Source organism: Paenibacillus sp. FSL R10-2199 (assembly GCF_038000235.1).
GTDB classification, from domain to species: domain Bacteria; phylum Bacillota; class Bacilli; order Paenibacillales; family Paenibacillaceae; genus Paenibacillus_AQ; species Paenibacillus_AQ phytohabitans.
In genome coordinates this window covers 1,889,507-1,910,877 of record NZ_JBBOBO010000001.1, presented here as the reverse complement: position 1 = coordinate 1,910,877, position 21,371 = coordinate 1,889,507, and the positions used below count along the sequence as shown (strand labels likewise).

The window sequence follows — 21,371 nt, the reverse complement described above, 5'->3', positions numbered from 1 at the left end:
GAAAAGGGGTTATCCTTTCAGTAGAAGAATCTACTGAAAGGATAACCCCACAAAACATCTGCCCTAGTTAGTTCACCCGTCACAAACTTGTACTACTGCCGCTTCATGCTCTCTACATCTATTGTTATATTAGCGGATGACCGAGCCTCCATAAAGGAAACGGTTCATCCAAGAAGCGCTTAATTTGTCTACTCTAACGCCGCCGGAAGATACGGAATACGTCTGTAACAACTGCCCGTCTCCCAAATACATCGCTACATGCGTAATTCTTGCTGCAGACTTGTCGATCCCCGCATAGGCGGAAGCCGAGCTTCCCTTATAATCCATGAAGAACATCAAATCACCGCGTTTCAACCCAGCAATGTCCGTTATTACATTACTATTCTGCTTCACCCAGTCTCCCTGCTGCCGGGAGTCGGCAGGCAGCTTCAAATTCGCTGCATCCATGAAAATCTGGCGGATGAAATCCGAGCAGTCGAACGTGCTGGTATCATTCCGGCTGGACCCGTACTCATACGGTGTACCGAGGTAGCCCATGCCTGCGGCTATTACACTTTCAATCACAGCAGCCTGCGGCGGAGCCGTAGGAACTGGCGTAGGTGCAGGTGTCGGTATCGGTGTTGGCACCGGTGTCGGTATTGGTGTCGGAACAGGTGCCGCCGTTGCTTCAATATATTGATCCGCAGAGCTTGTATATCCGGTTGTACCGTTAGCTGCTCTTACTTTGTACCAATAGCTATTGGTCTCTTCCAGGATTGTTACCTGGTCATTCTTGTATAGGTAACCCAGCACTTTACCGCTTGTGGAAGGTGTCTCCCGAAGGCGGACTGTGGACTGGATGACTGCTGTTTGTACTGCAGGTGTAGCCACAGGAGCCGTAATCACACTGATGTATTGGTCTCCCGCACTGGTATAACCGATCTCGCCGTCTGCAGTTCTGACTTTGTACCAATAGCTGTTCGTCGCTTCCAGAATTGTTACCTGATCTCCCTTACTGAGGTACTTCAATACCTTACCGCTGGTAGATGGAGTCGTGCGCAGCCGCACCGAGGATTGAATTATACCTGTCTGTACCGCCGACGCAGCCAAAGACGAATTGGCAGAAGCCGATGCGGCGAAGGACTGCTGAGGACTTAACACTCCCAAGGATAGTGCAAGTGTTGCCGAGACCAATAACGATGCTGTCAGTTTCTTATGTGATACGATCATAGCGTTCCCCCGCTTAGCGTATTGAGAATTCAACAACGGCGCGCGCTACGTTTGTTGCTTTCTGCCCTCATTATAGGCTTGCCCGGGATTTGGAACATGCTCCAAATTTCACAAAAAACCTTTCCATCTTATGGTAACACCCAGGTCTATAGTCACGATTTCTCCTTGGATTTGGTGGAAATTACAGCTAACTAGGAGAAATTAAGGAATGTTAATCCTTGGGTTCGACGTGAACCTGCACATTCATGATGTTATGCAGCTTACTCATCCGCTCTTCGATGGAGTCACTGATGGCATGACCCTCCATTACCGTCATCTGTGCATTCACTTGTACCACTACATCAACCAGCACATGATTGCCATGAACCCGGGCTTTCAAATCCTTGATGCCCTCCACTCCCGGTGTCCGGGCAATGGTGCTGCGCAGATCAAGCAGTTTATCTTCGTCAAAGCCGTCAGTCAGCCGGTAAGTGGAGTCGCGGAATATGTCCCAGGCCGTCTTGGAGATCAGCAGTCCTACAGCAACAGCGGCTGCGGAATCGATCCAGGGAAGGCCGAACTGTGCTCCAACGATACCTATTGCAGCTCCGATACTAACCATGGCATCCGAGAAATTATCCTTGGCTGCAGCCATCAGCGCATTGTTGTTAATCTGCTTCGCCAAACGCTTGTTATATATATATACCCCCATCATGGCTACGGCACACACCAGGGCAACTCCCGCCGACCAGAGCTGCGGCGTTGCCTTCGCTCCTTCAAACAAGGATCGCACCGCTTCCACAATAACCTGAATGCCGACCATTGCCATGATAAAAGAAGCCATCAGCGCAGCGACCGTCTCGGCCCGGAAATGCCCGTAGGTATGGTCTGAATCCGGCGGCTTCCGCGAGATGCGCAGACCAATCAGCACGGCCAGTGAAGCCACAATATCGGTCAGATTGTTAAAGCCGTCTGCCAGGAGAGCGCTGGAAGCGAACAAGTAGCCGCAGACCAGCTTGAAAGCTGACAAAACCAGATAAGCGACAATACTGACCAGCGCGCCTTTTTCTCCTTTGCGTATATCTTCATAAATATCGGACATCCCAGCTACCCCCTGTCAATCTCCATCCTTGTCACATAAATACAGGAAAACTTTCTTTGAGTTATTCTTGCCCTTGTGGCAGCATTTAAAAACAATTAGAATAAGGAAAAGGACTTGCTGCCTAAGGGGGTTAACATAATGAGCGAGAACAATGATAAACCAAAAATTAATTTGGCCGAGGCGATCCGCCAGAAGCTTGAACAGAAGAAACAGCATGCTTCGGGTAAACCGGGTTCAACTTTTCAAGCCGGTTCCGCGAAGCCGCTGAAAAGCCAGAACAATAAGAAGCCAAACAATCAGCGCCGTCGTACAGGCGGATCTTAGGCTTCTTACACTCTTATATGTGAACATAAACGGCTGCGTTATCCCTTCAGGGACGACGCAGCCGTTTTCGTATGAACTCATTACCGTTCATCCTACCTATATCTAGTTCTTAAGCCTCTACAGGATACATGCGTGCACGCATTTCCTTAATTTCCGGATTCTCCAGATATTCATCATAGCTCATCGAGCGGTCGATGACACCAGCCGGTGTAATTTCAATAATGCGGTTGGCGATTGTCTGGATGAACTGATGGTCATGGGAAGTGAACAGGATGGTGCCGTCAAAGTCAATCAGGCCGTTATTGAGCGCTGTGATTGATTCCAGATCCAAGTGGTTGGTTGGCTCATCGAACACGAGCACATTCGCCCCGTTCAGCATCATCTTGGCCAGCATGCAGCGGACCTTCTCGCCCCCGGACAGTACACTCGCCTTCTTCAGTGCTTCTTCACCGGCAAACAGCATCCGGCCCAGAAATCCGCGCAGGAAAGTTTCATCCTGATCCTTGGAATACTGGCGCAGCCATTCTACCAGGTTCATATTCACACCGTCGAAATAACTCGAGTTGTCCTTAGGGAAATAAGCCTGGGTTGTTGTAACGCCCCAAGTATATTCACCGGCATCCGCTTCCTTCTCGCCCATAAGGACATCGAACAGGAGTGATTTCGGCTGGGAGTATGGACCCACAAAGGCAATCTTATCGCCCTTGTTCACGACAAAGCTGACTTCATCCAGCAGCTGCTCACCATCAACCGACTTGCTCAGTCCGCTGACCGTAAGCAGCTGTTTGCCGGCTTCACGTTCAGGTTTGAAGTTCAGGAACGGATATTTACGGTTGGAGGGACGGATATCGTCCAGTGTAATCTTCTCCAGCTGCTTCTTACGGGAAGTAGCCTGTTTCGATTTGGAAGCATTAGCCGAGAAGCGCTGGATAAAGGCTTGCAGTTCCTTCATCTTGTCTTCCTTCTTCTTGTTCGAGTCGCGCTGCAGGGCCTGGGCCAGTTGGCTGGACTCGTACCAGAAGTCGTAGTTGCCGACGTACATCTGGATTTTGCCGAAATCGATATCCGCAATATGCGTGCAGACCTTGTTCAGGAAGTGACGGTCATGGGATACCACGATAACGGTGCCTTCGTAGTCCATGAGGAAGTTCTCCAGCCAGCCGATGGATTCAAGATCCAAATGGTTGGTAGGCTCATCGAGCAGCAGGTTGTTCGGACGTCCGAACAGGGCTTGCGCCAGGAGTACCCGGACCTTTTCGTTGCCGCTGAGTTCGGCCATTTTCTTGTCATGCATTTCGCGCATAATACCAAGTCCGATCAGCATTGCAGCAGCATCCGGCTCTGCATCCCAGCCGTTCAGTTCAGCGAATTCGCCTTCCAGCTCACCGGCGCGAAGGCCGTCAGCTTCCGTGAAGTCGCTCTTGGCATACAGGGAATCCTTCTCCTTCATGATCTCATAAAGGCGGGTATGGCCCATAATTACCGTTTCCAGTACCAGGAATTCGTCATACTCGAAATGGTTCTGTTTCAGTATAGCCAGACGTTCACCGGGTGTAATATGCACATCGCCGATGTTGGCTTCGATCTCTCCGGACAGGATCTTTAGAAAGGTCGATTTGCCGGCGCCGTTCGCGCCGATCAGACCATAGCAGTTGCCGGGTGTGAATTTTATGTTTACGTCCTCAAATAGTGCGCGTTTTCCGTAGCGGAGTGTTACGCCGCTTGTGCTAATCATTAAGCATTACCATCCTTTTCACTTAGGGTTCCGGCTCATTATAGCATAAAATCAAGGCAAATGGCCCGTAATTGTAGCCCTTTAAGGGGCATCTTTGCCCTTTTCCGGGCAAATATCTTATCAAGTGGAAACAACTTTGCCGTCCTTTTAAGGAAGGCACCGTTTCAGCGAGAAATAGAAGGATAAGTTATCGTGTGAAACATATAATTTCTTATATTTTTAAGTAGAAGGGTTATGCGGGACTTCTCCCGGTCAGCCGCCGGCAGTTATTGTCCGGGCGGGCGCTCTTCGGGATGCACCACCAGTGTCTCCCCATAACCTAATGTACGGATACGTTCCTCACTGATCCCTTGTGCCACACGCGCCAGCTCCATCCGGTCCAGTGCTTCGCGCGCGGTATCATCAGCCAGCCGGAACGTCCCGAAATGCATCGGAATCATGAGCTCTGCCCCTACATCCAGGAACGCCTGTACAGCCTCCTCGGGATTCACATGCTGGGAGTTCATGAACCACTCCGGTTCATAGGCCCCGATTGGCATCAGTGCGACATGCAGCTTAAAGCGGCTGCCGATCTCCTTGAAGCCCGGGAAGAAGCCGCTGTCTCCGGCAAAATACAGATTCGGCGGAAGCTTGCGCTGCCCCTTGCCCTCTTCGCCCTCCGGATGCTTCTGCGGGTCCGCCGGCTGAATCACATAACCGCCCCAGTGCGAGGAATTCGTATCAAACGGTGTCCGCCGGGTCCAGTGCTGGGTCGGGACAAAGGTCAGCTTGACGGCACCGAGCGTAAGCTCCTGCCACCACTGCATCTCCAGGCAGTCCGTGAACCCTTTACGTAGCATTTTGCGCTTCAGTCCTTCCGGGACCACAAGGGTCGTCGTCCCTGCCCGGTACAATTTGCGGATGGAAGCGATGTGCAGATGATCATAATGGGAATGGGAAATCAGGATAAGGTCTATTGGCGGAATATCGCCGAGGGGGATCCCCGGCTGCCCGATCCGCTTCTCAAACCCCAGTCTGCGCGCCCAGATCGGGTCCGTAATGATATTAAGCCCTTCATATTGCAGAAAAAAAGTGGAGTGCCCGATCCACGTAATCGTTGTTTCCAGCCGGTTTCCGGCCAGATAACTGAGCTGCGGCGGATGATTCGGCACCTTATAGGTATAATCCTTCTTCTTCCGGCGGCGTTCCTCGCGCCATTGGCGGAATTCCTTAAGCGTTTTATCGGTACTTACATTATCGATGTTGTTATAGCGTATTTTAGCCATGGTTGAAACCACTCCTTATAACCGCTCTGCCGGATCTCTCTGGTGCGGCAAATCAGATACTCTAACTATAGGGTTCCGCAGAGCCATTTGCAAAATCACAGAGGTGTGCAGGTGCGTACAAGAGTGTGCCGATGTGTAATGCCACTCCTTACAAATGTTACCCATTTGGCCCAAACGGAAACGTCAGTGTGAAATAGAAGATTAACAAATCTAACGCTGACAGCGGTTATGAATCAGGAAATCCGGAGACAACAGCGGCCGGAAGTCCAAATGTACACCGCAGTAACGAGTGGGCTGGAAGTTATTAACTTATGTATCTCTTATCTGTCCTAATATTTTAAATTTTAGCGGGTTCAGACCTCTGCCCTTTTGTGTTCCACCGCTGAAATGATGTAAAATGCGGGTAAAGCGCACGGTGCTTATGCCACTTATCAAAGAGGAGCTGACGTATGAAGATTACCTTTATTGAACCGACTCCGAGTCCAAATACGATGAAGCTTCACCTGGACGAAAGTCTGGAACCCGGCATCCGCCGGACCTACACGCCGGAAAGCCGGCGCTCTGCCCCTTCCTGGGCGCAGGATATGCTGGAAATTCCGGGCGTCACCAGTATCTATCACGCTGCCGATTTCGCGGCCCTGGAACGCAAGGGCAGTGCCGATTGGGCCGCTATTCTCCGCGAGGTCCAGAACCGCTTCGGCGCGGACGGCCTCGCCGCCGATTTCAGCCTGGAGGATGAGAACGCCGGCGCCCATTTCGGGGAAGCCCAGGTGTTCGTGCAGATGTTCCGCGCGATCCCGATTCAGATCCGCGTCAAAACCGGCGCGAAGGAGGAGCGCATCGCCTTGTCGAGCCGCTTCACGCAGGCGGTGACCGATGTGGCCAGCGCCGTGCTGATCAAGGAGCGTAAGCTCACCGATTACGGCGTACGTTACGGCGAGCCGCCGGACATTGCGCGCGAGGTCGAGCAGGAGCTGGAGGCGGCGTATCCGCAGGAACGCCTCGACTCCCTCGTGCAGCAGGCGATCGCGCACGGGGCTGCCGGCGAGTTCGTCGAGCAGCGGCACAAGAAAGAGCAGGCCGAGCTGCTGCGGGACCTGCATGATGAGGACTGGCGCGTGCGCTACGCCGCGCTGGAGGATCTGGCGCCTAGCGAGCAGCTCCTGCCGGAGCTGCGCACGGCGCTGCACGACCCCAAGCTGCATATCCGCAGATTGGCGGTCGTGTACCTTGGCGACATCCGCACGCCAGGGGCGATGGAGCTGCTCTATGAGGCGATGCAGGACAGCGCCCCCGCCGTCCGGCGCACCGCCGGCGACACACTGTCCGACATCGGCGACCCGGCAGCGACGCCGGTGATGACGGCGTCGCTGCGTGACGCCAGCAAGCTGGTGCGCTGGCGGGCGGCACGCTTCCTGTATGAGGTCGGCACGGCCGAAGCCCAGGAAGCCCTGAGCATTGCGGCAGAGGATCCTGAATTCGAGGTCGGGCTGCAGGCCAAGATGGCGCTGGAGCGGATTCTGTCCGGCGAAGAGGCCGCGGGCACCGTCTGGCAGCAGATGTCGGAGCGCCGGCGGACCTGACGTCAACCTGCCGTATTTTGTCATTGCCTGCGAGGCCAAGTTGCATTATACTGATTCCTGTTGTTCATATCGTTACAAGATAGCCTCATCATACCTAGGATGAGGTAGAGGTCGCGGATATAAAGAGTACGCGCGTGGAGATGCCTAAGAGCCATCTATGATACGCGCCGAAAGGAATATCCGCCGAAATCCGGGCTGCTGCTCTTAGTTTAGCAGCCCAGATTGGGGCCGTCAGCCGAAAGGCGCGGAACTGTCACCGTGTATATGCCTGCCAGGAAACTGCGGGAATTGCACCGTGTTGCGCTATCTTAACAGGGAGTATGGTGCGGAGCCTATAATCAGGAAACCGCAGCGTCCGTCTGCGGTTTTTTTGTGTGCATAACGCTAAGCAGAAGACACAGGGCCAAGCAGGCTGCAGCAACTCCCCGCTGTGAACCGAACCAACAACTTAAAGGGAGTGTCCTATTCATGCAAGCGAAGCAAGAGAAGCAGCCGGCATTACAGGCGGGTAACGCCAGTACTCCGGGCCTGCGCAAAACATTCAAAGCAAGACATCTGACCATGATCGCCCTGGGCGGTTCCATCGGAACCGGGCTGTTCCTGGCCAGCGGCGGTGCGATCGCCTCCTCCGGTCCGGGCGGAGCACTGCTTGCCTATACCGCAGTCGGCATCATGGTCTATTTCCTGATGACCAGCCTCGGTGAGCTGGCTACCTATTTGCCGGATTCCGGTTCTTTCAGCACGTACGGAACCCGGTTTGTCAGCCCCGCCTTCGGCTTCGCCATCGGCTGGAACTTCTGGTACAACTGGGCGGTAACGATAGCAGCGGAACTCTCAGCTGCTACCGTCATTATTAAATACTGGTTCCCGGACAGCCCTTCCATGCTCTGGAGCCTGTTGTTCCTGCTGATCATGTTCGGCCTGAACTTCCTCTCCTCGCGCGGTTACGGCGAGTCAGAATATTGGTTTGCCATCATTAAGATCATCACCGTCATTGTCTTCCTCGTTGTCGGCGTCCTTATGATCTTCGGTATTATGGGCGGCAAGGCGGTGGGGCTCAGCAACTTCCAGCTGGGAGGCAGCTCGTTCCACGGCGGCTTCTTCGCCTTCGTCGGCGTTTTCATGGCCGCCGGATTCTCCTTCCAGGGGACGGAGCTGGTCGGGGTCGCTGCGGGAGAGAGTGAGAATCCCCGCAAGAATGTACCGGTAGCCATCCGCCAGGTATTCTGGCGCATCCTGATCTTCTATATCTTTGCCATTCTCGTAATTGGTCTGCTGATTCCTTATACGAATCCCGATCTGCTCCGCGGCGGGATTGATGATATCGGTGTCAGCCCGTTCACGATCGTCTTTAACAAAGCCGGACTGGCAATTGCCGCTTCCGTAATGAACGCCGTCATCCTCAGCTCCGTGCTGTCTGCCGGGAATTCCGGGATGTATGCCTCTACACGTGTCCTGTACGCCATGGCGAAGGACGGCATGGCTCCGCGTGCCCTCGGCAAGCTGAACCGCAGAGGCGTGCCTGTAGGCGCGCTGCTCGTGACCACAGCTGTCGGCATGCTGGCCTTCCTCGCCTCCTTCTTCGGAGACGGCGCAGTTTACAACTGGCTGCTGAATGCCTCCGGGATGTGCGGCTTCATCAACTGGCTTGGAATTGCCGTCTGTCATTACCGCTTCCGCCGCGCCTTCGTCAAGCAGGGGCATTCGCTGGATGAACTGCCTTACCGGGCGAAATGGTTCCCGTTTGGTCCGCTGTTTGCCTTCGCCCTCTGTATGGTGGCCGTATTCGGCCAGAACATGGGCGCCTTCACCGGTTCCAAAATCGACTGGTACGGCATTCTGGTCTCTTATGTTAGCGTACCTCTGTTCCTTCTGATCTGGCTGGGCTACGGCTGGTTCCGCAAGAGCAGCATTGTCCCGCTGGACAAATGTGATCTGAGCACTCACGCAGAGTAACTCTTTGCAGGTCATATAATCAAGTACCAAGCCTATATACAACAATTGGAAACGGCTACGCCGTCCTTTAAAAGGATAGCGTAGCCGTTTCAGCGAGAAATAGAAGGTTAAGTGGATCATGTTAAACATACAATTTCTTATATTGAACAAAATTACCCTTACGGGTGAATTAAGCTAGGGGCTTGTGCGACCTGCTCCTCATTTGCTCCTTTAGCTCGCATCAGGGGAATTCAAGGGCACTAATGCTCCTCATTTGCTCCTTTGGCTCACATTCGGGGAATTTAAGGGCACTAATGCTCCTCATTTGCTCCTTTAGCTCGCATTCGGGGAATTCAAGGGCACTTATTCTCTTCATTCCCTCCTTTGGCCAACGTACGGCGGAATTAGTGGGATTTATCCCTTTGATTTCTCCATACCGCCCACTTTCAGCGGAATTAGTGGGATTTATCCCTTTGATTTCTCCATACCGCCCACTTTCAGCGGAATTAGTGGGATTTATCCCTTTGATTTCTCCATACCGCCAACTTTCTGCGGAATTAGAGGGATTTATCCCTTTAGTTTCCCCATACCGCCAACTTTCTGCGGAATTAGAGGGATTTATCCCTTTAGTTTCACCATACCGCCCACTTTCGGCGGATTCAGTACAAAGACCGGTTTCGGCCACATTATCGTGGCCTGAACCGGTCTTTTTTTGCGTCAGTAGATTAAGTTTAAGTATGCTTTTGTACTAAAGAACGTCCCCTTGGAGCTGTTGATTATGCCCAGGTTGTGATTGTCTCAACCGGCAGGCGGTAGGATGGGTAGCCTTCTTTGGCTGCTTTCCCTATCGAGATCAGCATGACCGGCTGGAACCGGTCTTTGTCCAGACCAAAAGCTTCCGCGATCTTGTCCTTCTCATAACCGGCCATCGGGTTGGTGTCATATCCATGGGCCCGGGCAACAAGCATCAGCTGCATCGAAATAAGCGCCGAGTCAATCAGATTCACATCACGCAGCTCGGATGCAGATATCCCCGCATAATAAGGCTTCACTTGTTGCAGCTGCATATCCTTGACGTCGCTCGGCATGTAACCAAGTTCCACCGATTTGCCGAAAATTTCCTCTATATATTCAACATTCTTTGCATCGTAAAATACCGCAATAACTGCCGAGGAAGTCAGAGCCTGTGTCTGGTTGAAGGAGGCCAGCGGTGCAAGCTTTTCTTTGCCTTCCGCGCTGTCAATAACAAGGAAACGCCATGGCTGCATGTTAATGGCAGACGGTGCACGGGAGGCTTCCGCCAGAATCTCGGTCATTTCCTCCCGGCTGATTTTTACTTCAGGATCATAGGCCTTCACGGAACGGCGCCCCAGAACGATCTCATTGAAATCGTTGGTTGTATGGTATTTCCCGGTGATTGTACTCATGTAAATTTCTCTCCTTTATCTATAGGTTTTCTTGTGCTGAAATGTCACTTATCATCACTACAAGAATTCTAAACTATGAAGTATACTTTATAGCAAGAGGGAAAAACGGGGTGATTTAACATGAAGATTAGTGAAGTCGCAAAAATTGTTGACCTGCCTATATCAACCATCCGTTACTATGAGAAAATGGGCATTATCACGGATGAATATATCCTCAGGGAAGAGAACAATTACCGGAATTATGATGCAGAGATCATTCATCATTTGGGTGTTGTTAAGAATTGTCTGGCTGTCGGTTTTTCAATTAATGATATAAAATCCATGATCTCTAAAAATGGAATCTCCAAAGAAGAACAAACACGTATTATCAAAGATAAAATAGCAGATATTGAAGCTGCGCAAAAAAACCTTGAGGATTCCAAGCAATCTCTTTATGATCTTCTTGAGCTGGATATAACGTGCGAGGACGGGTTCGGAAAGTATTCTTGAGCGCTTCCGGCTGATTATCCGGAATTACAACAAACAGGGATGTCCCGCAGCCTATCGGCGCGGCAGACATCCCTGTTTGTTTGCTGTCCTGATGTAATTTTTTATTTTGGGGGCAAGCTAATACATATTCACAATCTACAATCTAAGGAGACTGCCATGAAAAAAATTTGGATCACCGCTCTGCTGGCGCTTATCTTCACCCTTAACAGCCCGGTGAGTTCAGCCGCTCCTGAGTATGCCAAATGGGGTGTCGTAGCTGTGAAAGCTGCACAGCAGAAATACAATGCCGAGGTTATCGATTATAAGCATGTAGGCCGAACTCAAATAAAGCCAACGCTTGCGGAGGAGAAATTCAAGCTGTGGATCCGGAGCAAAGCCGGCCGGGAATTTGGCATATTCGTCATGGTCCGCTTCGACCCGTCGAACGATCAGCTGCAAACCATTCTTTTCTCGGAGACGGATCAATGGCGATAAAGCTATACTGTATCCCTTTCAATACTCTTATTTCCAGGTCACATACACCTTAAGATCCCCTGTATTGTCAAAAGGTGAACTGTTGAATGCCAAATTATTCAGCCCTATCTCATAGAGGACCTGCAGGTCCTGCCTCAGCAGCTTCTCACTGCCCCGGTAACGGAACAGCAGTGAGAGTTGGCCTGAATCCGCCGCCTGCTGCGCAAGCTTCTTCAAGTCTGCCGCCGAAGCGATCACTTGATCCTCCTCATACAGCCTGTAATCCAGAACCTCCTGCAGCTTCTTGTATCCGTCTGTCCCCTGTCCGCCCCGGCTGACCAGCTGTGACAGTGTCTCGGCATAACCGGTTGAAGCGGCCGGATATGTCTTGGTCCAGCTGTGGTCACGGCGCATCTGGGCATCCGTTCTCATGTAATATACGGTACTGATTCCACCCTCCGGACTAGGCTCCGGATCATCCCAGGTCGTGTCGAGATGATACCAGAGTCCGTCCAGCTGCACGAGATTCCAGGCATGCGACTGGGCAACGCCCCCCTCGGGCCTCGCAGTACCCTCCACAATCCTATTCGGTATACCCGCTCCCAGCAGCAGCTTATAGGTCAGCAGGGAATACCCCTGACATACCGCACTGCCCGTCTGAAGTCCCTCATACGCCGTATATTTACGGTATGAATTATCATATTGCAAATGCAGCACCACCCAGTCGTGGATGACTTTGACCTTCTGATGGCTGCTCATCCCCGGTGTAATTAATTCCTGCAGAATGGTCTTCACCTGCTTGTTAACATATGCTGTCTGCTGCAGCGTCTCCCGGTACTCCACCTGAATCGTCACGTTGGCAGAGCGTGTGCTCCCCCGGTAAGAAAACGCATAGCTGTCAATAATATAATAGAGATACGGATCGCTCCCCATCGCCTGATCGATTGCCGTCTGCACCTGGCTCTTCAGCTTATTTGTCTTGCCCTGATAAGTGAAGGTAATTGTCTCTCTGCGGTTGCTCATCGCCCCGGTCAGCTTCTGTGTCATCTCATTGACAGAACGCAGCACCACAGAATCAGCAGCAGCATAGGCATGCTCATACCCCCAGTATGTTGCGGGCGGGATAGCAGCAAAAACCAGCATGCCGCAAATCACGGTCTTCATCAGCGATATACGTCTCTTCCCCATAGCCTTCAAGTGCCTCCTGCAATCTATATAATGGATGATTAGCCGTTTACTCTATAGTAAATGCCGGAAATCCCCTGTATACAACTCCAACCCTAGAAACCTTTGAACCTGAACCTGAGATACCTGTTATATTCATTATTATCGGCCCGGCACACCCGGCGCATAAGTATCCACCCCATAAATATTATCAGGACAAGCACTGGTGGGCGGATGGGTGATGGGCAGGCGGTGGAGTGCTGGGACAGGCGGAGTGCTGGGGCAGGCAGAATGCTCAGGAGGTATGCGGGCACGCGAAAATAGATCATTAAAAAAGCCGCTGCATCCCGGTCCATCTCCGGGAAGCAGCGGCTTCGGCTGCGCTTATCTATGCTACACTTAAGCGTTCACGTTCACTGCTTACAACCTACAGCCTACAGCGTCACAAGATAAGTCACACCGGCTTTAACCTCAATCGCAGGTTCTACCACCTGCGTGCTGCCGTCAGGAAGCTGCAGCTTCAGCTCCTGCGCATAGCTTAGACGTAGCAGTCCATCATACTTCGCTGCGATCCGGGCGGATACCAGCAGTCCATCCTGCCAGTCCATGTCAACCACATAGCCGCCGCGTGCCTTCAGGCCGCTAATCCGGCCGTTCTTCCAGGCTCGGGGCAGCGCCGGAAGCAGCGTAAGCTCACCCAGATGACTCTGCAGCAGCATTTCCGCAATACCCGCGGCAGCGCCGAAATTACCGTCAATCTGAAACGGCGGATGCGCGTCGAACAGATTCGGATAGACCGAACGGGTTAACAGCGTACGGACAAAGCCATAAGCCGAATCACCATCCTCCAGCCGGGCATACAGATTAATCAGCCAAGCGCAGCTCCAGCCGGTATGCCCGCCGCCGGAAGCGATCCGCTTCTGAAGCGATAAACGGCTCGCCTCCAGCAGCTCCGGTGTGTCCCGTTTGTTGATCCGGTTGCCAGGATAAAGGCTGTACAAGTGCGAGACATGACGGTGTCCAGGCTCGGATTCAGTGAAGTCATAGATCCACTCCTGCAGCCGCCCGTCCTCAGCAATCTTGAGCGGTGACAGACGGGAGAGCGTCTTCTCCAATTCAGCCTGGAACTCCGGGTCCACGCCGAGAATCCGTGCAGCCTGCAGGCAGTGCTGCATCAACTCATTGATCAGGCTCATATCCATGGCCGAGCCCATGGATATGCTGCTGGCTCTGCCATCTTCTGTTACAAACCGGTTCTCCGGTGAAGTAGACGGGCTGGTTACCAGCTTGCCGTCCGCCCCTTCCACCAGCCAGTCCAGGCAGAAGAGCGCCGCTCCCTTCATTAACGGATAAGCCGTCTCTTCGAGATAAACGGCATCCGGCGTGAATTCGTAATGCTCCCACAAATGCCGGGACAACCAGACGCCGCCCATCGGCCAGAACGCCCAGCTGGCATCTCCGCCTGAGGGGTTAGACGCCTTCCACAGATCGACATTGTGATGAGCTACCCAGCCGCGTGCCCCGTAATGAATTGCAGCCGTTCTGGCCCCGGTCTCACTGAGCTCCTTGATCAGCTCAATTAACGGCTCATGAAATTCACTGAGATTACAGACCTCTGCCAGCCAGTAATTCATCTGCGTATTAATATTGGTCGTATAATTGCTGTTCCATGGCGGCTGTACATGATTATTCCAGATGCCCTGCAGATTGGCGGCCTGTGTTCCGGCACGCGAGCTGCCCATCAGCAGATAGCGCCCGTATTGGAACAGCAGCGCCTCCAGCGCCGGGTCCTCCTGGCCGTTCTTATAGGCAGCCAGACGTTCATCGGTCGGCAGATTGTCCGCTTCATGACCGCCCAGATCCAGATCCATGCGGCGGAATACCGCCTGATGATCTTCTGTATGCCGTCTCCGCAGCTCCTCATAGGACTTGCCGGCAGCTGCGGTCAGCCTGCTTGCACACAAATCCGCAGGGCTGACAATAACTGCGGAATCCTGAGCCGCCCCGGCTTTCTTATGGCTTGCTCTGGACCGCACCTCTTCATAGTCCGTGCCGGCCGCAAGCAGCAGAAGTACACGATCAGCGCCGGATATGACAAGCTTGCCATCCGAATGATGGATGCTTCCTCCCCCGGTTACCTGTACCTGCAGGTGCAGCTCGAAGGCAATCCCGAGACCCTCCTCATAGCGAACGGCCACGGGATGATCCTGATGATAGTTGTCAGCAATATGCGACGGACAGCGGCCATGGAGCACCAGTTGTTGCTCAGTTTCAGAACTGACCGTATGCTTCAGCTGGCTGCTGAGAGCAAGCTCTAGATGAAGTCCGCCCGGCACCGCACTTGTGAGGTGAACGACACCCACCTTGTCAGGAGCACTGATAAATACTTCACGGGTAAAAGCCCCCTGCTCATTCTGATAAGTAACTCTGGCAATCCCGCTGTCCAGATCAAGCTCCCGTTCATAAGCCGTGCAGTTCTCTACGCCAGCCTGCTCCAGCAACAGGTCACCCAGCGGCATATACGCCTGTGCATTTACCCCAAGCATATGCGCGTTGACCACATCCTCAGCTTCACCATATTTGCCGGAGGATACCAGCTCCCGTACCTTCTTCAGATACCGCAGGGCTTCATAGTTGTTCGTGTCCCGCGGAAATCCGGACCACAGGGTATCTTCATTCAGCTGAATCTGCTCTTTGGCGGTACCGCCAAACACCATAGCGCCCATATGCCCGTTACCAAGCGGCAGCGCTTCTTCCCAGACTGCCGCCGGCTGGCCGTACTTTAATTTCCACGGGTGATGCCTGTTGTTATCCATTCGCTTCTCGCCCTCCGTAATAATATCTGAGTACGGCAAAAGGCCCTGACCTAAGTCGGGCCTTCGCTGTATGGAATGACCTACATCCCATTATTGATTAGAACGTTTTACCTGTCCACAGGGTTACTCTCTTTTTCACGAGCTCTGTGAATTCTTTTTCCATATCCTGAGCGCCGGCTTTATCCAGCTCTGCCAGGAAGGCATCATACACTTTATCGAAGTCTGCAGGTTTCGACAGGATGGCTTCAGGAATACGTTTGCGGATGATATCCTGTGTCTTCTTGAAGATTACCTGATATTGACCGTCAGTAGGAACCGGCAGGTTGTACAGGGCTCCTGTTTCTTTGATCGGGAATTCATCTTCTTTAGGGAACAGATCTTTCCATGTAGTAGCCTTGTAACCTGCAAGTGATTCCTTCTCAGCATCGGAGTAAGAAGCTACGATCTGTTCAGGGAAGCTTGTAGTGTAGTAGTTGCCAGTGGAATCCTTCACACCATCACCATAACGTGCACCGAAGATAAGGTACTGGCCAATCCCGGTTTTCTTCTGGGTGTTTGCGGTATCGTTAGCTAGACCATCGCTGATTTCCGGAAGAACTTCGCGTTTACCATCTGCATTTACAGTGTAGTGCGTGCCTTCAATACCCCAGGTTCTCAGAATCTGACCTTCATCGGAAGACATCCAGTCCAGCCATTTGATGATCCGGACAGGGTCTTTAGCTGCGGTAGTGATCGCAAGACCATAGCCGTCGATACCTGTCTGCATGAAGGAATGATCTTTATACTCATCAGACAGGGTTACAGGGAAGTGACCGTAAGTATACTCGTCTTTACCGGCTGCCTTCAGAGCATTCTCACCATCGGAGTATTCCCATTCCTGGGAGATCAGACCGAGTACACGGCCGCTGGCAACTTTAGCTTTGTATTGATCGTCTTTTTGTACGAAGGTATCCTTATCAAGCAGGCCTTGAGCGTACATTCCGTTCAACCAGCGGAAATACTCTTTTTCTGCCGGACGTTTGTAGTGCAGCTGTGCTTCATAGGTTTCAGGATCTACATAATACTCGCCATCATCCGGTGCACCTGTTGTAGTGAAAGCCGGGTTTGTAACGGTGATCATGATTTTCCAGTCATCAGCGTTCAGCGTCAGCGGAATGGTAGGCTGGCCATCGGTTTCCGGATGCAGAGCCACATAATCCTTAAGCACTTTCTCATAATCTGCCAGTGTCTTCACTTCAGGATAGCCCAGTTCCTTCAATACGCGGTGTTGAATTTCAAATCCGCCTGTAGCGTCGAAGGCTTGTTGGCCGACACCCATATTCGTAGGAATCTGATAGATCGCTTGGTCATCCAGGCTGTATTTCAGACGGCCCATGTTTTCGCCATAGACCTTCTTGAGGTTCGGAGCATATTTATCAATCAGTTCCGTCATATCAATAATCAGGCCGGCATCCACCAGGGTGCTCAAGTTTCCTTTGGCGAAGATCAGATCAGGTACGTCGCCGCTGGCAGCCATCATCGGGATTTTTTGGTCGCCGCCGCCGCTGCCTACATCAAATTCAGCGTCAATAGTAACACCTGTTTTTTCAGTAATGGCTTTACCGACTTCATCCTGCATTTTGTTCCAGTTCGGACTGGCGTCACCGCCGAAGAAAGAGATCGTGAACGGAGAAGTATCTAATGCGGTATCATCTGCTGCTGCATTAGTCGCTGCAGGTGTGTTTCCTGTGTTGTTAGATGTCGTGTTGTTGGCCGCATTATTGTTATTGCCTCCACAACCGGCGATCAGCATAGAGCTCATAAGCATGAGTGTAAAGATTGTTTTGGTACTCTTGCGATTCATTGTATATCCCCCTTGTAAATTAGTATGTTTCATCTATGCATATCAGGATAGACCTGAATATACCATTGTGAACGCTTGCAAAACTACTATAAATATAAATTCCACTATTTAACAATAACCCTGAGATTGGATAGCCGCCTGATCCTGCACTGAACCAGGCAGCTGTTCCATTTCAATCTATTGTCAGGCTTACGCTTTAACTGCACCCAGCGTCATACCGCCTACGAAGTACTTTTGCAGGAACGGGTATACAACCAGAATAGGTACAGTTACGACAATCGTAATCGCCATCTTGATCGATTCTGGTGAAATCTGCGCCATCTGCCGCGCCATATCGTTCGCATTCACCATGCCGCTGCCCTGATTGGTAGACGACAATACCTTCATCAGCTCATACTGCAATGTAGTCAAGTGCGGCTTGTTACCGTTATACAGATACGTTGTGAACCATTCATTCCATTGGCCAACGGCCAGGAACAGCGCGATGGTTGCCAGTACCGGTTTACAGAGCGGAAGGATGATCTTATAGAAAATCATAAAGTCATTCGCCCCGTCCAGCTTGGCGGATTCCTGAAGAGCAAATGGCAGCCCGTCCATAAAGGAACGGATAATGAAGACGTTAAATGCGGAAACCATACCCGGAAGGATGTAAATCCAGAACGTTCCGATCAGATTCAAATCTTTCATCAGAATGTACATAGGCACCATACCGCCGGAGAAATACATCGTCAGGGCCAGGAAAGTCGAGATGAATTTTCTCGCTCTGAATTCCGGACGGCTGAGAGTAAAGGCCAGCATGGAAGCACTGATCAGACCCAGAAGTGTACCTGAAAGGGTACGCAGAATGGAGATCTTGAAGCCCTGAATCAGACCGGTATAGCTGAAGATCCGCTGGTAATTCTCAAGCGTCCAGGCTCTCGGGAAGATATAGATGCCGCCCCGAACGGTATCTGTAGATTCATTGAAAGAAATCGCCAGTACGTTCAGGAAGGGATACAACGTCACAATCATGATTAATGTAAGTGCAGTGTACAGAAAGATGTCGAATGCACGCTCACCTTTTGTCATTTGAAATGCTTTGCCACCCATTTATGGTCCCCTCCTTACATAATGCTTTCTTTAGTGAATTTCTTCATCAGACCGTTAGCCGTGAACAGCAGAATTACACTGACTACGGAGGTGAACATGCTTATTGCAGTACCATAAGAGAACCGCATGATCTGAATACCATACTTAAGCGCATACAAATCCAGCACTTCCGAATAATCGGTGACCAGGTTGTTCTGCAGCTGGAACTGTTTCTCGAAGCCGATACCGATCAGATGGCCGATGTTCATAATGAGCAGCACCATAACGGTTGAACGGATACCCGGCAAAGTAATATTGAATGCCTGCTTAATTCTTCCCGCACCATCCACTTTTGCCGCTTCGTACAGCTCTTTATCGATCCCTGTAATCGCTGCCAAATAGATGATTGCACCCCAGCCTGTTTCTTTCCATATATCGGATGCAGTCAAAATTCCCCAGAAATATTTGCCTTGGGCCATGAATTGGATCGGCTCATCAGTGATATGTAACCACATCAGCAAATCGTTCACGATTCCTCCGTCGATCGCGAGTGTCTTGTAGACAATCCCGCCTACAACGACCCAGGAGACAAAGTGAGGCAGATAAGATACCGTTTGAACCGTTCTCTTGAAAATACTCCCCCGCAGCTCATTGAGCATGATAGCAAACGTAATGGGAACCACGAAGCCAAAGATCAGCCCGAGGACGCTCATGGACAGGGTATTTCTTAATACGAGATAGAAACGTTCGTCATGGAACAACTCCTTGAAGTTATCCAGTCCGACCCACTTCTGTTCGCCGAATGTCTTAGCCGGCTTATAATTTTGGAATGCCATCAACCATCCCCATATGGGTACATAGCTGAAAATAAATACCCAGATCACGAATGGAAGAGACATCAGATATAAGTACTTTTGCTGCAGTACGCTTTTCCAAAATCCACTATTCCGTTTCGCAGGTGGGCGGGGGGTTACGCTTTCATTTGCTGTAACACCGTTTTCAGTGAGCGCTTTCACGATCATTATTCCCCCTTCGTTTTTATAGTCTTATCTTACCGCAGCACCCCGGGAGAGAATACCCAACAGATTTCACGTAAAATCCTGTCTAAATTAGAGATTCTCCCAGGCCGCGCTGCTTAAGACTTGAACTCGCTTTCAACGGGAATAGAAAACGCTATCTCGGTACCTTCACCTGATCGGCTTGTAATCCTCAGACCATGCTCCTCTCCGTAATATAGAGTCAGTCTCTGATGAACATTGCGCAGGCCGATCCGTCCCCGTTCCTCTTCCTCCACTTTGCTAATCACATCCACGATCTCGGACAGTCTTTCCTCCTTCATGCCGATGCCGTCATCTGTCACAAGCACCTGAACCTCCTGGTTCTCATCCAGCGTTATACTGACATTGACATGAACGGTACCTTGCTTATTCTCCAGCCCGTGGACTACGGAATTCTCTACAAGCGGCTGGATAATGAGCGGCGGGATCATGATTTCAGCTGCTCTAGGGTCAAATTTAATCTCATACTCCAGCCTGTCCTCATACCGGAATTTCTGGATCTCCAGATAAGAGCGGATCATCTCTACTTCTTCCTTGATCGGCGCCCGTTCGCGGCCTACTTCGAGGTTCTTGCGCATAAGCTTACCGAGCAGTCTGACGATGTTCGCAATCTCCTTCTCGCCCTTAAGATGCGCATTCATGCGGATCGATTCCAGTGCGTTGAACAGGAAATGCGGATGGATCTGGCTCGCCATCATCTTCAATTTGATCTCCCGCTGGGCGATCTCCAGTGCACTGTTCTTCTCATTGCTCTCAATAACCTGGGTGATCAGCCGGTTAATACTTGCCACCATATAATTGAATTGCCGCGACAGCTGGCCGATCTCATCCGTCCCGTCAATCCGGGAGACGATATTCAGATTGCCAAGGGCTACCTGATTCAGCTGGCGGCTCAGGCGCAGCAGACGGTTGGTGGTCAGCAGGGAGATGGTGTATACAAACACAAGGGCAACCAGCAGCACACCAATAACGATCAGGAGGCCCAGCTTGCTGACATTATTGGCATCGCTCAGAATGCTTTTCGTTTCAAATATAGAGATGATCTTCAGCTTGCTGCTGCTCAGCTCAGGAGACATTTCATCAATAATGACGTAAGAATCCTTGTCCTTCACCCTGGTTTTGAGCACCCCCTTGGACTGCAATTGCACATCAACGCCAATGTCAAAATCATCCACTGTGCTGCCTACAAGCTGCGGATCATTGGCCGACACAATATAACCCTGCTCATCGATGATTAACGTATCGAACGGCTCCTGATAGAGCATCTGATTCAGTTCATCCTGAGAAACCTGCACCATCAGTATTCCGGATTTGCCGGATTCCCGGTAGTACACCTGACGGATCAGGCTGAGCTTGTTGATCGTCCCTTTGGGGCTGTTAAAATATTTCTCCTTGTCGGGAATATACATCCAGTAAATCTCTCCGGACTGCATGGCTTTCTTGTACCAGGCTCTCGACTCCAGCTCCGGAGTCAATGGTGCAATCGACATATCATCAACCAGGCTCGGATTATCAATGAAAAAGCGGATATTAGAAATTTCCCGGTACCGCAGAACATATACACGGATATCCGTGTAATTCAAATAAGCCTTTGTAAGCGCCAATGCATCCGGGTAATGCATAGTGACCAGCTGCTCAAGCTCCTCGTCAAAATAGAGCAGATTAGAAATATCCGTCGGAACACGCAGCTTGCTGGACAATTGGCTTTTGATCTTCTCCACGTTGTTGGTGGCCTGATCAATTGCTCTATTCAAGGCTCCCTCTCGAAAATAGCTTGTAAGAATAATACCAACAATCAGCACGGGTATCATGACGACAATAATGTAGAAAAAAATCAGCTTATATTTCAGCTTCATATTATTGATCATTCGCACCAGCTTCTTAATAACAATTCCCCCTTCCGTTCCATGGAAAACAGGCT

General features: G+C 51.3%; 16 protein-coding genes and 1 riboswitch. Of the genes, 5 read left to right on the top strand and 11 right to left on the bottom strand.

Going from position 1 to position 21,371, the window contains the following annotated elements:
• Positions 1-129: 129 nt before the first annotated feature.
• On the bottom strand, positions 130-1,209 hold the full coding sequence (locus NYE33_RS08465) for a C40 family peptidase (protein ID WP_341065451.1): 1,080 nt from the start codon (positions 1,207-1,209) through the stop codon (positions 130-132).
• Positions 1,210-1,420: 211 nt separating this feature from the next.
• Positions 1,421-2,290: a cation diffusion facilitator family transporter gene (locus NYE33_RS08460; protein ID WP_042140017.1), complete on the bottom strand. Its 870-nt coding sequence runs from the start codon at positions 2,288-2,290 to the stop codon at positions 1,421-1,423.
• 138 nt (positions 2,291-2,428) lie between these two features.
• Between NYE33_RS08460 and NYE33_RS08455 the strand changes: the two genes are divergently transcribed.
• A complete protein-coding gene (locus NYE33_RS08455) occupies positions 2,429-2,614 on the top strand; it encodes a hypothetical protein (protein ID WP_039309279.1) in 186 nt (61 codons plus the stop codon).
• A gap of 109 nt (positions 2,615-2,723) precedes the next feature.
• Here the strand turns inward: NYE33_RS08455 and NYE33_RS08450 are convergent, their stop codons facing one another.
• Positions 2,724-4,349 (bottom strand): ABC-F family ATP-binding cassette domain-containing protein, encoded by a 1,626-nt coding sequence (locus NYE33_RS08450; RefSeq protein WP_039309280.1) that lies wholly within the window; start codon positions 4,347-4,349, stop codon positions 2,724-2,726.
• A 266-nt stretch (positions 4,350-4,615) separates the two neighbouring features.
• Positions 4,616-5,614 (bottom strand): MBL fold metallo-hydrolase, encoded by a 999-nt coding sequence (locus NYE33_RS08445; protein WP_042140018.1) that lies wholly within the window; start codon positions 5,612-5,614, stop codon positions 4,616-4,618.
• Between the two features lie 449 nt (positions 5,615-6,063).
• On the opposite strand from NYE33_RS08445, the gene NYE33_RS08440 reads away from it, so the two are divergent.
• Together NYE33_RS08440 and NYE33_RS08435 are read left to right on the top strand one after the other, a co-directional pair.
• Positions 6,064-7,197 (top strand): virulence factor, encoded by a 1,134-nt coding sequence (locus tag NYE33_RS08440; RefSeq protein ID WP_042140019.1) that lies wholly within the window; start codon positions 6,064-6,066, stop codon positions 7,195-7,197.
• 97 nt (positions 7,198-7,294) lie between these two features.
• Positions 7,295-7,511, top strand: a riboswitch (Lysine riboswitch).
• 154 nt (positions 7,512-7,665) lie between these two features.
• A complete protein-coding gene (locus NYE33_RS08435) occupies positions 7,666-9,153 on the top strand; it encodes an amino acid permease (protein WP_042140020.1) in 1,488 nt (495 codons plus the stop codon).
• Positions 9,154-9,908: 755 nt separating this feature from the next.
• Here NYE33_RS08435 and NYE33_RS08430 read toward each other — a convergent pair.
• On the bottom strand, positions 9,909-10,559 hold the full coding sequence (locus NYE33_RS08430; RefSeq protein ID WP_341065450.1) for a nitroreductase family protein: 651 nt from the start codon (positions 10,557-10,559) through the stop codon (positions 9,909-9,911).
• 120 nt (positions 10,560-10,679) lie between these two features.
• Between NYE33_RS08430 and NYE33_RS08425 the strand changes: the two genes are divergently transcribed.
• Together NYE33_RS08425 and NYE33_RS08420 are read left to right on the top strand one after the other, a co-directional pair.
• Complete coding sequence (locus NYE33_RS08425; RefSeq protein ID WP_042140022.1) at positions 10,680-11,048, top strand: helix-turn-helix domain-containing protein; 369 nt, start codon at positions 10,680-10,682, stop codon at positions 11,046-11,048.
• A 156-nt stretch (positions 11,049-11,204) separates the two neighbouring features.
• Positions 11,205-11,522, top strand: a complete 318-nt coding sequence (locus NYE33_RS08420; protein WP_076246998.1) for a DUF3889 domain-containing protein — start codon at positions 11,205-11,207, stop codon at positions 11,520-11,522.
• Positions 11,523-11,549: 27 nt separating this feature from the next.
• Here the strand turns inward: NYE33_RS08420 and NYE33_RS08415 are convergent, their stop codons facing one another.
• The 6 genes from NYE33_RS08415 to NYE33_RS08390 all read right to left on the bottom strand — a co-directional run bounded on the left by NYE33_RS08415 (position 11,550) and on the right by NYE33_RS08390 (position 21,318).
• Complete coding sequence (locus NYE33_RS08415; RefSeq protein ID WP_042140023.1) at positions 11,550-12,689, bottom strand: transglutaminase domain-containing protein; 1,140 nt, start codon at positions 12,687-12,689, stop codon at positions 11,550-11,552.
• 410 nt (positions 12,690-13,099) lie between these two features.
• A complete protein-coding gene (locus NYE33_RS08410; RefSeq protein WP_341065449.1) occupies positions 13,100-15,481 on the bottom strand; it encodes a glycoside hydrolase family 95 protein in 2,382 nt (793 codons plus the stop codon).
• A gap of 97 nt (positions 15,482-15,578) precedes the next feature.
• Positions 15,579-17,324 carry an ABC transporter substrate-binding protein gene (locus NYE33_RS08405; protein WP_042140025.1) on the bottom strand — a complete coding sequence of 582 codons (1,746 nt, stop codon included), beginning with the start codon at positions 17,322-17,324 and terminating at the stop codon, positions 15,579-15,581.
• 189 nt (positions 17,325-17,513) lie between these two features.
• A complete protein-coding gene (locus NYE33_RS08400) occupies positions 17,514-18,413 on the bottom strand; it encodes a carbohydrate ABC transporter permease (protein WP_042140026.1) in 900 nt (299 codons plus the stop codon).
• A 14-nt stretch (positions 18,414-18,427) separates the two neighbouring features.
• Positions 18,428-19,414 carry an ABC transporter permease gene (locus NYE33_RS08395; RefSeq protein ID WP_081970288.1) on the bottom strand — a complete coding sequence of 329 codons (987 nt, stop codon included), beginning with the start codon at positions 19,412-19,414 and terminating at the stop codon, positions 18,428-18,430.
• Between the two features lie 113 nt (positions 19,415-19,527).
• Positions 19,528-21,318 (bottom strand): sensor histidine kinase, encoded by a 1,791-nt coding sequence (locus NYE33_RS08390; RefSeq protein WP_076247005.1) that lies wholly within the window; start codon positions 21,316-21,318, stop codon positions 19,528-19,530.
• Positions 21,319-21,371: the final 53 nt, after the last annotated feature.

What these genes read in the sequence shown, in the direction of transcription:
- NYE33_RS08445 (WP_042140018.1), bottom strand. Translation starts at nt 5,614, where the DNA reads ATGGCTAAAATACGCTATAACAACATCGATAATGTAAGTACCGATAAA.
- NYE33_RS08450 (WP_039309280.1), bottom strand. Translation starts at nt 4,349, where the DNA reads ATGATTAGCACAAGCGGCGTAACACTCCGCTACGGAAAACGCGCACTA.
- NYE33_RS08410 (WP_341065449.1), bottom strand. Translation starts at nt 15,481, where the DNA reads ATGGATAACAACAGGCATCACCCGTGGAAATTAAAGTACGGCCAGCCG.
- NYE33_RS08400 (WP_042140026.1), bottom strand. Translation starts at nt 18,413, where the DNA reads ATGGGTGGCAAAGCATTTCAAATGACAAAAGGTGAGCGTGCATTCGAC.
- NYE33_RS08420 (WP_076246998.1), top strand. Translation starts at nt 11,205, where the DNA reads ATGAAAAAAATTTGGATCACCGCTCTGCTGGCGCTTATCTTCACCCTT.
- NYE33_RS08405 (WP_042140025.1), bottom strand. Translation starts at nt 17,324, where the DNA reads ATGAATCGCAAGAGTACCAAAACAATCTTTACACTCATGCTTATGAGC.
- NYE33_RS08390 (WP_076247005.1), bottom strand. Translation starts at nt 21,318, where the DNA reads ATGATCAATAATATGAAGCTGAAATATAAGCTGATTTTTTTCTACATT.
- NYE33_RS08425 (WP_042140022.1), top strand. Translation starts at nt 10,680, where the DNA reads ATGAAGATTAGTGAAGTCGCAAAAATTGTTGACCTGCCTATATCAACC.
- NYE33_RS08440 (WP_042140019.1), top strand. Translation starts at nt 6,064, where the DNA reads ATGAAGATTACCTTTATTGAACCGACTCCGAGTCCAAATACGATGAAG.
- NYE33_RS08465 (WP_341065451.1), bottom strand. Translation starts at nt 1,209, where the DNA reads ATGATCGTATCACATAAGAAACTGACAGCATCGTTATTGGTCTCGGCA.
- NYE33_RS08430 (WP_341065450.1), bottom strand. Translation starts at nt 10,559, where the DNA reads ATGAGTACAATCACCGGGAAATACCATACAACCAACGATTTCAATGAG.
- NYE33_RS08395 (WP_081970288.1), bottom strand. Translation starts at nt 19,414, where the DNA reads ATGATCGTGAAAGCGCTCACTGAAAACGGTGTTACAGCAAATGAAAGC.
- NYE33_RS08435 (WP_042140020.1), top strand. Translation starts at nt 7,666, where the DNA reads ATGCAAGCGAAGCAAGAGAAGCAGCCGGCATTACAGGCGGGTAACGCC.
- NYE33_RS08460 (WP_042140017.1), bottom strand. Translation starts at nt 2,290, where the DNA reads ATGTCCGATATTTATGAAGATATACGCAAAGGAGAAAAAGGCGCGCTG.
- NYE33_RS08415 (WP_042140023.1), bottom strand. Translation starts at nt 12,689, where the DNA reads ATGGGGAAGAGACGTATATCGCTGATGAAGACCGTGATTTGCGGCATG.
- NYE33_RS08455 (WP_039309279.1), top strand. Translation starts at nt 2,429, where the DNA reads ATGAGCGAGAACAATGATAAACCAAAAATTAATTTGGCCGAGGCGATC.